The sequence below is a fragment of the Mycolicibacterium sp. XJ870 genome, assembly GCF_053483975.1.
Window position 1 is genome coordinate 521,838 of record NZ_JBEFTI010000001.1, and the last position, 13,952, is coordinate 535,789.

15 protein-coding genes are annotated in these 13,952 nt (G+C 64.9%); 8 read left to right on the forward strand and 7 right to left on the reverse strand.

The features are described from left to right. The first annotated feature begins 118 nt into the window (after window positions 1-118). The 5 genes from ABQF30_RS02590 to ABQF30_RS02610 all read left to right on the forward strand — a co-directional run bounded on the left by ABQF30_RS02590 (window position 119) and on the right by ABQF30_RS02610 (window position 3,782). Window positions 119-1,024: an ABC transporter ATP-binding protein gene (locus tag ABQF30_RS02590; RefSeq protein WP_448460825.1), complete on the forward strand. Its 906-nt coding sequence runs from the start codon at window positions 119-121 to the stop codon at window positions 1,022-1,024. Continuing rightward, window positions 1,021-1,734 (forward strand): fluoroquinolone export ABC transporter permease subunit, encoded by a 714-nt coding sequence (locus tag ABQF30_RS02595; protein WP_448460826.1) that lies wholly within the window; start codon window positions 1,021-1,023, stop codon window positions 1,732-1,734. Before ABQF30_RS02590 ends, ABQF30_RS02595 begins: the two co-directional genes overlap by 4 nt. Next, the gene (locus ABQF30_RS02600) at window positions 1,731-2,465 is read left to right on the forward strand and encodes an Rv2686c family ABC transporter permease subunit (RefSeq protein ID WP_448460828.1); all 735 of its coding nucleotides are present in this window, start codon (window positions 1,731-1,733) and stop codon (window positions 2,463-2,465) included. Before ABQF30_RS02595 ends, ABQF30_RS02600 begins: the two co-directional genes overlap by 4 nt. A 160-nt stretch (window positions 2,466-2,625) precedes the next feature. After that, on the forward strand, window positions 2,626-2,931 hold the full coding sequence (locus tag ABQF30_RS02605) for a hypothetical protein (RefSeq protein WP_448460829.1): 306 nt from the start codon (window positions 2,626-2,628) through the stop codon (window positions 2,929-2,931). Between the two features lie 38 nt (window positions 2,932-2,969). Next, window positions 2,970-3,782 carry a hypothetical protein gene (locus ABQF30_RS02610; protein WP_448460831.1) on the forward strand — a complete coding sequence of 271 codons (813 nt, stop codon included), beginning with the start codon at window positions 2,970-2,972 and terminating at the stop codon, window positions 3,780-3,782. A 73-nt stretch (window positions 3,783-3,855) separates the two neighbouring features. Here the strand turns inward: ABQF30_RS02610 and ABQF30_RS02615 are convergent, their stop codons facing one another. Further along, on the reverse strand, window positions 3,856-4,731 hold the full coding sequence (locus tag ABQF30_RS02615; RefSeq protein WP_448460833.1) for an EamA family transporter: 876 nt from the start codon (window positions 4,729-4,731) through the stop codon (window positions 3,856-3,858). Continuing rightward, a complete protein-coding gene (locus ABQF30_RS02620) occupies window positions 4,728-5,339 on the reverse strand; it encodes a TetR/AcrR family transcriptional regulator (RefSeq protein WP_448460835.1) in 612 nt (203 codons plus the stop codon). Before ABQF30_RS02620 ends, ABQF30_RS02615 begins: the two co-directional genes overlap by 4 nt. Window positions 5,340-5,435: 96 nt before the next feature. Here ABQF30_RS02620 and ABQF30_RS02625 point away from each other — a divergent pair, with 96 nt between their 5' ends. Both ABQF30_RS02625 and ABQF30_RS02630 read left to right on the forward strand, forming a co-directional pair. Then, a complete protein-coding gene (locus tag ABQF30_RS02625) occupies window positions 5,436-6,524 on the forward strand; it encodes a DmpA family aminopeptidase (RefSeq protein WP_448460837.1) in 1,089 nt (362 codons plus the stop codon). Beyond that, entirely contained in the window at window positions 6,521-7,921 is a 1,401-nt protein-coding gene (locus ABQF30_RS02630) for an APC family permease (RefSeq protein WP_448460839.1), read from the forward strand. Before ABQF30_RS02625 ends, ABQF30_RS02630 begins: the two co-directional genes overlap by 4 nt. A 59-nt stretch (window positions 7,922-7,980) precedes the next feature. On the opposite strand, the gene rfbC is transcribed toward ABQF30_RS02630, so the two are convergent. The 4 genes from rfbC to ABQF30_RS02650 form a co-directional block, all read right to left on the reverse strand. After that, window positions 7,981-8,577: a dTDP-4-dehydrorhamnose 3,5-epimerase gene (gene rfbC, locus ABQF30_RS02635; RefSeq protein ID WP_448460840.1), complete on the reverse strand. Its 597-nt coding sequence runs from the start codon at window positions 8,575-8,577 to the stop codon at window positions 7,981-7,983. Further along, on the reverse strand, window positions 8,574-9,569 hold the full coding sequence (rfbB, locus tag ABQF30_RS02640; protein WP_448460842.1) for a dTDP-glucose 4,6-dehydratase: 996 nt from the start codon (window positions 9,567-9,569) through the stop codon (window positions 8,574-8,576). The genes rfbC and rfbB overlap by 4 nt, the downstream gene beginning before the upstream one ends. 136 nt (window positions 9,570-9,705) lie before the next feature. Continuing rightward, window positions 9,706-10,557, reverse strand: coding sequence for an LLM class F420-dependent oxidoreductase (locus ABQF30_RS02645; RefSeq protein ID WP_448460844.1), 852 nt, complete (start codon window positions 10,555-10,557; stop codon window positions 9,706-9,708). 18 nt (window positions 10,558-10,575) lie between these two features. Next, window positions 10,576-11,421, reverse strand: a complete 846-nt coding sequence (locus ABQF30_RS02650) for an LLM class F420-dependent oxidoreductase (RefSeq protein ID WP_448460846.1) — start codon at window positions 11,419-11,421, stop codon at window positions 10,576-10,578. Window positions 11,422-11,563: 142 nt separating this feature from the next. On the opposite strand from ABQF30_RS02650, the gene ABQF30_RS02655 reads away from it, so the two are divergent. Continuing rightward, entirely contained in the window at window positions 11,564-12,478 is a 915-nt protein-coding gene (locus ABQF30_RS02655; RefSeq protein ID WP_448460848.1) for an AEC family transporter, read from the forward strand. Between the two features lie 9 nt (window positions 12,479-12,487). On the opposite strand, the gene ABQF30_RS02660 is transcribed toward ABQF30_RS02655, so the two are convergent. After that, the gene (locus ABQF30_RS02660) at window positions 12,488-13,948 is read right to left on the reverse strand and encodes a sensor histidine kinase (RefSeq protein ID WP_448460850.1); all 1,461 of its coding nucleotides are present in this window, start codon (window positions 13,946-13,948) and stop codon (window positions 12,488-12,490) included. Between the last annotated feature and the right edge of the window lie 4 nt (window positions 13,949-13,952).

Here is a 13,952-nt window from a genome sequence, read left to right on the forward strand (position 1 = left end):
CCTCCTCAACTCAAAGAGTCTTCACAAATTACTGAAAGTTTAGTACATTGGGCGGCGGTGCTCCGGGAAGTCTGGTCGGAAACGGTATCCACCTGCGACAAGGACGACTGATCACCTGATGCGAACCCAATCACCGGCGGTCACACCCGCCGACACCACGACGGACGTCATCCGTGCCCAAGGCCTGACATTCACCTATCCGAAGGCGAGCGAACCCGCGGTGCGCGGGATGGATTTCGCCGTCGGACGCGGCGAGATCTTCGGGTTTCTGGGCCCCAGCGGCGCCGGGAAGTCCACCACCCAGAAGCTCCTCATCGGGCTGCTGCGCGGCCACGGCGGTCAAGCCACGGTGTGGGGCCGCGACCCGCTGGACTGGGGCCCGGACTACTACCAACGCGTCGGTGTCTCGTTCGAGCTGCCGAACCACTATCACAAGCTCACGGGCCTGGAGAACCTGCGGTTCTTCGCATCCCTGTATGACGGTCCGACCATGGACCCGCTGGAACTGCTGGACACCGTCGGCCTGGCTGACGCCGCCAAGACGCGAGTTGGCAAGTACTCCAAGGGAATGCAGATGCGTCTGACCTTCGCCCGGTCGCTGATCAACAATCCCGAACTGCTGTTCCTCGACGAGCCGACCTCAGGACTCGACCCGGTCAACGCACGCAAGGTCAAAGACATCATCCTGGGATTGAAGGCGCGCGGCCGCACGATCTTTCTGACCACCCACGACATGTCGACTGCCGATGAGTTGTGCGACCGGGTGGCTTTCGTCGTCGACGGCAACATCGTGGCGCTCGATACCCCCGCCGAGCTGAAGATCGCGCGCAGCCAGCGCCGGGTGCGGGTGCAGTACCGCGGACACAACGGGGACCTGACTACCGCCGAATTCGGGATGGACGGCCTTGCCGATGATCCGGAATTCGATGCGGTGCTGCGCAATCACCATGTCGAGACGATTCACAGCCGCGAAGCGAGCCTCGACGATGTTTTCGTCGAGGTCACGGGAAGGCAGCTGACATGACGCGGTTGAGCACCGCGGTGCGGCTCGAGCTGACGCTGCAATACAGGCAGAAATTCCTGCACGCCGGTATCTTTTCCGGGCTCATCTGGCTGGCCGTGCTGTTGCCGATGCCGCATACCCTGCGTCCAGTCGCCGAACCCTACGTACTTGCCGGCGATATCGCCATCATCGGCTTCTTCTTCGTCGGGGGCACGGTGTTCTTCGAGAAGCAGGAGCGGACCATCGGCGCCATCATCTCCACGCCGCTGCGGTTCTGGGAGTATCTGACTGCCAAACTCGTTGTTTTGTTGTCGATTTCGTTGTTCGTGGCGATCGTTGTTTCTACAGTCGCCGGCGGGTTCACGTACCGGCCGGTGCCGTTGATTCTCGGGGTGGTACTCGGCACGCTGCTGATGCTGATGGTCGGCTTCATCACCTCGCTGCCCTTCGCATCGGTCACCGACTGGTTTCTCGCCGCCACCATCCCGCTCGCGGTCATGCTCATCCCACCGGTGATCCACTACTCGGGGGTGTGGCCGAACCCGGTCCTATATGTGTTCCCGATCCAGGGCCCGATGCTGTTGCTGGGAGCGGCGTTCGATCAGGTGACATTGTCGAGTTGGCAGGTGCTCTACGCGGTGGGCTATCCACTGGTGTGCCTGGCCGGATTGTGGCGGGCGGCGCACATGCTGTTCGACCGCTACGTCATCGAAAGGTCGGGAGTCCTGTGAGCGCCCTGGTAGCGTTCGGCCGCAACGATATTCGCGGCACCTATCGTGATCCGCTGCTGGTGATGCTCATCATCGCACCGGTCATCTGGACCACCGGCGTCGCAGTCCTCACCCCGATGTTCACCGACATGTTGAGTGAGCGTTACGAATTCGATCTCGTGCCCTATTACCCGTTGGTGCTCACCGCGTTCCTGTTGCTGACCAGCATCATCATCGCAGGTGGGCTTGGGGCGTTCCTGGTCCTCGATGAGCTCGATGCGGGCACCATGGCCGCCCTGCGGGTAACGCCGGTTCCGATGTCGACCTTCTTCGCGTATCGCGCGGGGACGGTCATGGCCGTCACCACCGTCTATGTGGTCGCCACCTTGTCCCTCAGTGGGATTCTCGAGCCGGGATTGGTCCCGGCCCTGATACCGATCGGGATGGTTGCCGGGCTGTCGGCCGTGGTGACCTTGCTGCTGATTGTTGCCTTGGCCAACAACAAGATTCAGGGCATTGCGATGGTGCGGGCCCTCGGCATGCTCATCGCCGGGTTGCCGTGCCTGCCCTGGTTCATCGACTCGGCCTGGAATCTGGCCTTCGGCGTGCTGCCGCCGTACTGGGCGGCGAAGGCCTTCTGGGTTGCCAGCGCTCACGGCACCTGGTGGCCGTATCTGCTCGGTGGGGTCATCTACAACCTGGCCATCGCGTGGCCGCTGTTCCGCCGCTTTGTCGCCAAGAACAGCGGATAGCCTGACGCGGACCGCGGCCGGTTGGCCGCGGGTTTGCCACGGCAAGAATTGGAACGTGTTACAGATTGTGAATGCTCCACAGCGTTTTCTCAGATACGTTCACGCGGTCAGTCACAGCTGACACCTCGCATGAATAGAAGGAGTTCAGTTGAGACGCGCTATGCGACCCTACGTAACGGCTGGAGTCGCTTTGGTCGGCGCCAGCGTCATCGCGGTGACTCCGGTGACCGCCTCACCGTCCGAAATACAAACCCACGCAGTGCAACTCAGTGCCACCGCGATCGACAATCCCATTGACGTCTTCAGCCCGGTCTTCGAGAAGGCCGGCACCGTCATAACGGATGCCATCCAGGCTAGGGTCGATGATCCGTTCCCGATCCTCGATGGCCTGATCGGCAAGGCTCTGGCGGATGGTCAACTCTGGGTGATATTGCAACCGCATTCGGCGAACTCGGCGAGGGCATAGCAACCAAGTTCCCGGCCGCCCTTGCGGCCGCCGCTCAAATGGCCGCCGCCGGCGATTTCACCGGCGCCGTCGGTTCATTCACGCCTGTCTTCATCGGGCCGTTCTTCACCGCGTTCATGCAGTTCCTCAATATCCGAAACTATGTAGAGCATCAGTTCGATGTCGCGGGCCAAGTGACGAGTGTGGTCTTGAACATGGCCTGGTCGACGGGCCCCGGGCAGTTGCTTGGAGTGTTCCAGATCATGGGCGCGGTAGCCGGCACACTGGACGGACTCGCGGAAGCAATCCCGGAGGGCGATCCAGGCAAGGCCTTCAACGCGGTTCAGCACGGCGTTGCCAATATGGCCACCGCGGTGCTCGGAATCGCCGACACCGTCAGATGGACGAACGAGATTTATATCAAGACGATCGCTGACATCCTCAACCCGCCGCCACCGGATCCTGAAGTGTTGTCGACTCGTGCGGCGATCACGGATGCCACGACGTATGCTCTGCAGCCCACGGCGACTGCTACCGAAACACCGGCCGCGGTGACAACCCCCGAAGCTGAGGAAGGGGCGGAACCCGAAGCGGCGACAACCGAGTTGGAAGCGACTGAGCCGGCCAAGGAGATAGCGAAACCCCTTGTCCGCGAAAGCTTCATGGCCATTCCCGGCAAGGGCGGGCTAGACAGCGGGACGAACGATCGCTCGGCGAGGTTGGTTTCGGCATTGAGCGAGGGCATTACGGACACCGTCGGCAAGATCGATGACGGGATCAAGAAGGCCTTCGCAAAGCCCGTAAAGAAGACGTCGGCCGAATCCGATGGCGACAGCACCGATTCAGCCGGCTCGTCCGGGGACACCGAGTAGCTGCACCAAACATCGAGCCTGTAGTTGCCGGTGGCCACGGCAACTACAGGCTCGACCTGTTGGCAGACGGGGGTTAGCCGAGCGGCTCGGCGGGGCTGTGGGACGAACGCACTGCGCCGATGCTGGCGGCGGTCACCAGGGCCACACCGAGGTAACCCAGCACGCCGATCTGCTGCCCGAGCACAATCAGCCCCGCGATCGCCGCGGTCACCGGCGAAAGGCAGGTCAACACCGCGAATGTCGCCGGCGCGAGGTGGCGTAGCGATATCAGTTCCAACGAATACGGGATCACCGACGACATCACCCCGACGGCCGCACCCACGCCGAGGACATGCCAGTGCAGTGCGTCAGACCAATCCACCGAAGCGAACGCGAACGGTGCGACGACGACTGCGCCCAAGACGGTGGCGATCGCCAGCCCGTCGACGCGGCGGAACTCGGCGGCCGCGCGCGCGGAGGCCAGGATGTAGCCTGCCCAGCTGATTCCCGCGACGGCGGCAAAGGCGAAGCCCGTCGGGTCGAAATGTCCACCGCCGTCGCGGGGTAGACCGAGGAACGCGACGCCGGCGAAAGCCAGGACTGCCCATAACCATGCGACGCGTCGGGTGCTCGTCACCACTGAGAGGACCAGCGGGCCCAGTGCTTCAATGGTCACTGCAACGCCGAGTGGGATCCGTGAGATCGCAAGGTAGAAGCAGAAGTTCATGACCGTCAGAGTGGCGGCCAGCGCGGCGGCGGAACCCCAGGCTCGTCGGGTCAGGCCTCGAGTGGACGGGCGCACCGCGATACCCAGGACGACCCCGGCGACGGCGAACCGGGCGAACAAGGCGCCCACGGTGCCCAGCGCAGCGAACAAGCCGACTGCGAACGCCGCGCCGACCTCCTGGCTGACTGCGGCGATGACCACCAGCGACGCGGCCCCGACCGGGGCACGCGGGCCTCCGGTCACATTGCCGCCGGAAGGTTTGCGCCCGTGGCCAACTCGGCGTAGCCGCGCATGAGCCGCAGTGCCGTATCGCGGTTCAGTTCCGGATCGCGGGCAGTGATGCGGTAGCCGAGGTAGTCCTCCATCGCCATCAACGTCATCGCGACGTCGCGCGCAGGAGATTCAAGCCGGAAAGTCCCGTCTCGGGCACCCACGTCGAGGATTCGGGTGTAGAGCCCCACCTGCCGGTGATAGATGTGCTGGACGTCGCGGCGCTGGTCGAGTTCGAAGCCGGCTGCCAGCACCGCCCGCCAGATCGCCCGCCATTCGGCATCCTCCGGCCCGGTCGGCAGGCCGGCGGCGATGGTGAGCGCGAGTTGCTCGCGCACGTCGTCGGTGCGTTCGACGACTGCGAGCCGGTCATCGTAGAAGCGGGTGTCGGACCGCTGCGCGAGCTCGGAGAGCAGCTGGTCCATCTCCTTGAAGTAGTACCGGACGGCGTTGGCGGTCAACCCGATCTCCGCGGCCACATCGGCAATCCGCAGGGTGGCCAGGTCGTGGCGTTCGATCAGGGCGATCGCGGCGTCGAGGATCTCCTCACGCCGCTGTGCCTGTCGATTGGGCCGTCCCACGAACACCATCCTTACCTGATTTCGCCGTTCCTCTTGCGCGATGGGCCCGTCTCGCCCATTATTTTCCAAACGTGAAAAAAACGTCAGGAGACTTCATTGCGCGCACGGGACCTCGGCATCGCCGTCGGTGAACACCCCACCGGCCCGTACAACGCCATCACCGACGTCGCCGGCCTGCGGGTCGGGCACACCACGATCCAAAAGCCCGGCATCAACACCGGGGTGACCGTCGTCGTCCCGCATTCCGATATCTGGACCGAACCGGTCTTCGCCGGCGCGCACCGCCTGAACGGCAGTGGTGAACTCACCGGACTGGAGTGGGTCAGGGAATCGGGCGAACTCACCTCGGCCATCGCGCTGACCAACACGCACAGCGTCGGGGTCGTGCGTGACGCGCTCGTCGACGTGCAGGTCGAGGCCCGCGGCGAGGGGTTGTACTGGTCATTGCCGGTCGTCGGGGAAACCTACGACGGATTGCTCAACGACATCAACGGCCACCATGTGCGTGCCGAGCACGTTCGCGCGGCGCTGGCCGCGGCGACGGACGGTCCGGTCGGGGAAGGCAACGTCGGCGGCGGCACCGGCATGATCTGCCATGGCTTCAAGGGCGGCATCGGCACCGCGTCGCGCGTCACGGACACCGCCGGAGCCCGGTACACCGTCGGTGTGCTCGTCCAGGCCAACCACGGCCGGCGGGAACGGCTGAGGGTCAACGGATTCCCAGTGGGCGAGCTGATCGGTCCCGAGCAGGTGCCGCTACCCGACATGCCCAAGGCATACGCGCCGGGATCTGGCTCGATCATCGTCATCGTCGCCACCGACGCGCCGCTGTTGCCGCACCAGTGCACCCGGCTGGCCCAGAGGTCGGCCCTGGCGGTCGGCCGACTCGGCGGCACCGGTGAGCAGTACAGCGGAGATCTCATGCTGGCCTTCGCAACCGGCAACCGCGGCATCCCGCCGTACTCGTGGGATGAGGACGTCGACACCGAGCGCCCCGAGATCGCGCTGCGAATGGTCGCGCCGCAGTTGATGACCCGGTTGTTCGACCTGACGATCGAGGCCACCGAGGAGGCCATCCTCAACGCGCTCGTCGCAGCCCAGACTCTGACCGGGCGGGACGGCCGCACCGCCCACGCGCTGGACCACAAACTGTTCCGCAGTGCACTTCTCCTGGAGGGCCAATGAACACCAGCATTCCGAGCGTCGACAATCAGCGCCTGCACGGGAAACTCGGCCCGGTCGGCGTCGTCTTCATGGTGGTCGCGGCCGCCGCCCCGCTGACTGTCATCGGCGGCAACATGCCGCTGGCGATGGGCCTGGGCAACGGTGCGGGCGCGCCGGTCGGATTCCTCATCGCCGCACTCGTCCTACTCGTATTCAGCGTCGGGTTCGTCGCGATGACACCGTACGTGCCGGAGGCGGGCGCGTTCTTCTCCTACGTGACGCTCGGACTCGGCCGACGCATGGGCAGCGGCATTGCCGCGGTTGCGCTCATCGCCTACACCGCGATCCAAGTGGGCATCTACGGCTACATCGGCTGGGCGATCGGCGATACGGTGCTGTTCTATGGCGGGCCGCAAATCCCTTGGCCAGTCTACTCATTGGCGATACTGGCGATCGTCGCGCTACTCGGATACCGCCACATCGAGCTCAGCGCCAAGGTGCTGGGTGTCGCGCTGGTTCTGGAGATCGGCATCGTGGTGCTGCTCGATCTGGTGATCGTCGCCAACCCCGGCCCGGCCGGGCTCAGCCTCGCGTCGTTCACGCCAGGGGTGTTCACCGAGGGCGTCCTCGGTATCGCGGTGCTGTTCGCGCTCACCGGGTTCATCGGGTTCGAGGCCACGGCCGTATTCCGTGACGAGGCCCGCGACCCCGAACGCACCATTCCGCGTGCGACATACGCGGCGGTGCTGATCATCGGTGGCTTCTATGCGTTCACCTGCTGGGCGTTCGTCGTGGCGATCGGACCGGATCAGGTCGCCGCGGTCGCGCAGCGCACGCTGGACGGCGAGGCGAACATGCTGCTTGACACCACTGGCGACAACTTGGGGCGCATCGGCCGCGACATCGTCAACGTCTTGCTGCTGACCAGTCTGTTCGCCTGTGTGCTGTCATTCCACAACGTCATCGCGCGCTACCAGTTTGCGTTGGCCCGAAAGGGGTTGCTGCCCAGCCGGTTGGCCGAGGTGCATCCGCGGCATGGCTCGCCGGCGCTGTCGTCTGCGGTCCAAACCGTCACCGCCGCAGTGATTGTCGGGATCTTAGCCGCGTTGGGTGTCGATCCGCTGGTCGGTGTCTTCGGATCGATGGCCGGGGTGGCGACCGTCGGCATGGTCATACTGATGCTCACCACATCGGTCGCCGTGCTGGCCTACTTCGCCCGCGAGCATGCCGGCGGACGGGTCTGGCAGACCCGGATCGCGCCCGCGCTGGCCTGTCTCGGATTGCTGGCCAGCCTGTGGCTGGTGCTGTCCAACTTCACGCTCGTGACCGGTGGCAGTGCGACGCTGAGTGCGATCCTGGCGGCGGTGCCGTTCGTCGGACTGCTCGTGGGGGCGGCGTTGAAGCCGCCGGCACTCTAGCCGCTTCGGCGTGAAACCGACGCAATGGTCGATCTGTCCTTGGCGCAGCAGCCTTTTCGTCAGTCTCGGCGGAGTTCCTCGATAAACGCCTGAGCGTCCTCCCACGTCGGCAACAAGCCTGCGGCGTGGACCTCGTCCAGCGTGGGCGCGGCGGCGTCGCGCTCGGACAGCACCAGTTCGTGACCCTCGGGCCAGTCGATCCCGAGATCGGTCGCCCGGATGGTGTGCTCGCGCTCCGGCGCATAGGGTGCTGAGCACAGGTACATGACGGTCGAATCGTCTTCCAGAGCAAGGAAAGCGTGGCCAAGTCCCTCTGAGAGGTAGATCGAGCGACGGTCGCGGTCGTCGAGCAGCACTGAATCCCACTGTCCGAAAGTCGGTGAACCGACGCGGATGTCGACCACCACGTCGAATACCGCGCCACGCAGGCAGGTCACGTATTTGGCTTGACTCGGCGGCAGTTGGGCGAAATGCACACCTCGCAACACCCCGGCGGCCGACACCGAGCAGTTGGCCTGACGCAGATCGAAGCGGTGTCCGGCGAATTCGGTGAATGCGGCATCGGTGAACCATTCGAAGAACAGGCCACGCGAATCGCCGTGCAGTTGCGGGGTGATCTCCCACGCCCCAGGGATCTTGAGTTCGCGCGCGCTCATTGGCCACGCTCCAGGTATGAAGCCTCGACAGCATCCTTTAAAGGGCCCCACCAGGATTCGTTGGAGCGATACCAGTCGATGGTGTCTTGAAGCCCATCCTCGAAGTCGGTGTGCTTTGGCCCCCAACCTAATTCGTCGTGCAACGTCGACGGGTCGATCGCGTAGCGCAGATCATGGCCGGCGCGATCGGTCACCCGGTCGAAGTCGTCCGGATCGCGGTTCATGAGCCGCAGTAGGGTGCGCATGACAGTGAGGTTGTCACGCTCACATTCCGCACCGATCAGGTAGGTGCGGCCCATCTGGCCATCGGCCAGGATTCTCCACACCGCGCTGTTGTGGTCGTCGACATGGATCCAGTCGCGTACGTTGGCGCCCGCGCCGTAGAGCTTCGGGCGCCTGCCCGTGAGGATGTTGGTGATCTGGCGGGGGATGAACTTCTCCACATGCTGATAGGGGCCGTAGTTGTTGGAGCAGTTCGAGATCGTCGCTCGCACACCGTAAGACCGCACCCAGGCCCGCACCAACAGGTCGGCGGCGGCCTTTGTGGAGGAGTAGGGGCTGGACGGGTTGTACGGCGTGGCTTCGGTGAACCGTGCGGGATCGTCGAGTTCCAGATCGCCGTATACCTCGTCGGTCGAGACGTGGTGCAGGCGTACACCATGTCGGCGCACGGCCTCCAACACCGTGAACGTGCCGATCACGTTGGCGCGCAGGAACGGTTCCGGATCGGCGAGCGCATTGTCGACGTGCGTTTCGGCGGCGAAGTGGACGACGGCGTCGGCGTCGGCGACCAACTCCGAAACGAGGCCGGCATCGGTGATATCGCCTTCTACCAGCCGGATCCGGTCGGCCACCGGCGCGAGTGACTCACGGCTGCCCGCGTAGGTGAGTGCGTCGAGCACCGTCAGCGACGTCGTGCGTGCCTCACGCAAGGCGAGGTGCACGAAGTTCGCGCCGATGAACCCTGCTCCACCGGTGACCAGCAACCGCATGCGTCAACCCTAACGGCAAGCACTTCGTGCACCTTCGTCACGTGCGAGCGTGCGCATCGTGCTGACTTTTGGCGGCGTGTCGCCAGCAGACCCGCACGTTCGCGGTGCGGGGCTCGCGGTGCTGGGGCGAGGGGGGTTACCCCTTCAGCTCCAACGGACCGGCGAGCTCGGTGAGTGTCGGGATCAGCTTGTCCCATCCGCCGAGCACCTGGATGGCCACATGGTCGGCGCCCGCCGCGACGTGTTGACGCAGGCGTGCGGCGATGTTGTCCGCGGTGCCGTGCGCGACGACCGCGTCGATCAACTTGTCGCTGCCCGGCTTGGCGACGTCGCGGTCGGTGAATCCCAGCCGACGCCAGTTGTTCAGATAGTTGCTCAGATTCAGATAGAAGTCGACCGTCTCGCGGCCCACCGCACGCGCCGCCGCGGTGTCGGTGCTCAGCACGACCTTGTGCTCGGGTGCCAGGAACACCGTTTCACCCAAGACCTGGCGGGCGTGTTCGGTGTGCTCCGGCGTGGTCAGGTACGGATGGGCACCTGCGCTGCGCCGCGCGGACAGCTTGAGCACCTTGTCGCCGAGCGCGGCGATCACCAGGCGGCTGGTCGGCACCTTGGCGGCGTCGAGCGCGTCGATGTACTCGACCAGCGCGTCGTACGGTTTGCGGTATTCATCGGTGTGCTCGGGATGGCCCACGCCCACGCCGAGCACGAACCGGCCCGGATGTGCGGCCTCGATGCGGTGGAAAGATTCGGCCACCTCGTTGGCGTCGGCCGTCCAGATGTTGATGATGCCGGTGGCGACCTGCAGCCCCTCGGTGTTCTCCAGGATCGGTTCGACGGACGACAGGTCGGCCGCGGGGGAGCCGCCGATCCACACCGCGCCGTAGCCCAACTGCTCGATCTGGGCGGCCTGGTCGGGTTTTACGGCGCCGAAAGTCCAGACGCCGTAGCGGCCGAGATCGGGCTTGAGCGAAAGTGCATCTGTCATGAAGTCCAGGCCCTTCAGTCAGGCCAGGCCGAGTGGCCCGGCGAGTTCGGCCAGTGCCGGCACCAGTTTGTCCGGTGAGGTCAGCACCTGCACGGGTACGTGGTCGGCGCCGGCGTCCAGATGCTGACGTAGGCGCGCGGCGACGGCATCCACGGTGCCATACGCGACGACGGCGTCGATGAACCGGTCGCTGCCGGGCTTGGCGAGATCCTCGTCGGTGAAGCCGAGCCGTTTGAAGTTGTTCAGGTAATTGGTCAGGCCCAGGTAGACGTCGAGCGCCTTGCGGCCGACCGCCCGTGCCTTGTCCGCATCGGTGGTCAGCACGGCCTTGTGCTCGGGGGCGAGGAAGGCGTCCGGCCCGATCAGTTCGCGAGCCTGTGCGGTGTGCTCGGGCGTGGTCAGGTACGGGTGTGCGCCGGCGGAGCGGTCCGCGGACAGCCGCAGCACCTTCGGGCCCAGTGCGGCGACGACCCGGCGGTGTTCGGGCACCCCGTACTCGTCGAGCTTGTCGAGGTATTCGGTCAGCGCGTCGAGCGGTTTGCGGTACTCGGTGTGCGCTTCGCGGTGTCCGACGCCGATGCCGAGCAGGAAGCGCCCGGGATAGGCGGCCTCGATGCGGTGGAAGGATTCGGCAACCGGACCAGGCGCCGCGGTCCAGACATTGACGATGCCCGTGGCCACCTGCAGCGTGGTGGTGGCCTCCAGGATCGGCTCGACCCACTCCAGCGCTGCCGGCGGTGAACCACCGACCCAGACCGCGCCGTAGCCCAGCGCCTCGATTTCTTTGGCCTGGCCCGGTGTCACGCCCATGCCGAATGAGCCGAACTTGCCGAGATCGGGTTTGGTGCCTGTGTTCTCTGCCATGGTCGAAGTCAACCGCACCCCCGCCGGGGCGTATTCCGAATCGCAGCGATTCGAACTGCGAGGCGCATTACGCGATACTTTTCCGCGCGCGAAGAAAACAGTTCACGCGAGGAGACGACTCATCAGACGGAAGGACCTGTAGTTGCTGGCTGTATTACAGGCCTTCGCTGTCATTGCGACCGTCATCGTGGTCGGCATCATCGTGGGTCGCCGCGGCGTGCTCGGCGACAACGCGAGAATGGTGCTCAATCGCGCGGCGTTTCACATCGGCGTTCCGGCGTTGATGCTGCTCGGGCTCGCCGATGCCGAACTGTCCCAAGTCTTTTCGCCCTTGCTGTTGGCTTCGGCCATCGCTGCGCTCGTCGTGTATGCGCTGTACTTCCTCGTGGCCAAGCTGATGCGTCGCCCTCGCGGCGAAACCGTCATCGGGTCGATGCTGGCCTCCTACGTCAACGCGGGGAATCTAGGCATCCCGATCAGCACCTACGTGCTGGGCAGCACCACCGAAGTGTCGGCGATCATCCTGTTCCAGATCCTTGTTCTGGCACCGATCAGCCTCGGAATCCTCGATGCGGAGAACTCCCAGCACAAGTCGACCGCCCGGCGCCTGGTGAGTTTGTTCACCAACCCGATCATCGCGGCGAGCGCAATCGGGTTGGTTCTCGCCGAGGCGGACGTCGACCTTCCCCAGGTGTTGCGCGACCCTCTGGAACTACTCGCCGCCCTCGCCGTACCCACTGTGCTGCTCGCGTTCGGAATATCGCTGAGTGCTCGCACCCGGGGTGACGGCCACACACCCCGCAGCGAGCTGGTCCTGAGCGTGGGGTTCAAGGTCCTGGTGATGCCGGCCGTCGCCTACGGCGTGGCGTGGGCGCTTGGCGCCGATCATCACCAGCTGGAGATCGTCACCGTGCTGGCTGCGCTGCCGTCGGCGCAGAACATCAACACCTATGCGGCGCTCTACCGCCGCGGTGAAACACTCGCAAGGGACGCGACACTCATCAGCACGATCATGTCCGTACCGGTGATCGTGGCGGTCGTCGCGCTGACCGCGTGACGCTCGGCTTCAGCTGTCGGATCCCGCTGTCGGCGCTGGGGCCTGGATCGGCAACAGCACGATGAAACGCGTGTTGCCCGGTTCGGACTGCACCCGCAGATCGCCGTTGTGCTTCTCCACCACGATGCGCCAGGCCAGATCGAGACCGAGGCCGGTGCCCTCGCCGAACGGTTTGGTGGTGAAGAACGGCGTGAAGATGCGGCCGATGTCCTCCTCGGGAATGCCCGGGCCGTCATCGCAGATCTCGACGCGGATCATCTCGTCGGTCTCGCGCGATGTGCGGATGGTCAGGGTGCCGTGCCCGTCCATGGCCTGGATGGCATTGTCGATGATGTTGGTCCATACCTGATTGAGATCGCCTGGGTAGCACTGCAATTCGGGCAGCGACTTGTCCATGTCCTTGACCAGGATGACCGGCTTGTCCTTGCCGATCTTGCCGCCGAACATCATCAGCGTGCTTCGCAGCAGCTCGTGCACATCGGCGCTCTGGTAGGCGCCCCGGTCCATCTGCGAGTACTGCTTGGCGCCGGCGAGCAGCGCCGAAATCCGCTTGCTTGCCTCGGCGATCTCGTTCATGCGCAGCTCGGTGTCGATCGTGTATTTCAGCCAGCCGATGGCACCCTGCAGCGATGCCGACGCGTCGACATCATCGACCGACGCCTCGATGCGTTCCAGCCAATCGATGTCGAGACCCGCCTCGACGAACGTCGGCGCATAATCCCAGGCGCTCGCGATCCCGTGGTCCTCGAGCCAGTCGCCTATCTGCTCCTCGCGGTCGGCGGTCTCCAGGGCGGTGAGCTCCAGGCCCTTGCTCTTGGCGACCTGCTCGGCCACCTCATCCTGGATGGTGATCAGCACCCGCAACGCTTCCGGGGTGAACTTGCCATCGGCCAGCATCGCCAGCTTGTGGCGCATCTTGCCGACACCTTCGCGCAGGTCGGCGACTGCGCGCCCGGTCGCTGCCGCCGGATTGTTCAGCTGGTGGGTCAGCCCCGCGGTGATGGTGCCCAGGGCCAGCAGCTTCTCACGTTGACCGATGATCTGGCTCTGCCGCCGGCCGCCGACTTTGTGGCCTTCGAGTAGGTGCACGGCCATCGGGAACTGAGCCTGCATAAATGCGGCGAACGCGTTGGCGTCCAGCACGAAGACCCGAGACGGCTGCGTCAGCCGGACCGATGCCTCGTAGATGTGTGCCTCACCGGGGATATAGGCCGACCAGGCGCCGAAGTAGACGCCGCGCTGCGAGGTGCGGTTGGTCTGGATGTCGACGCCTCCGGAGCGCTTCGACATGATGAGCTCGCCCTCGAGCATCACGTAGAAGCAGGTCGCCGGATCACCCTCGGTGACGATCGGCCCGGCGGGAAATATCTCGATGCTCCCGGCCTCGCACAGCGTGTCGAGTTGCTCGTCGGAGAGGTGCTCGAAGAGGAACAGCGTCCGCAGCTCGTCGCGAATACACACTTCGCTCATATCT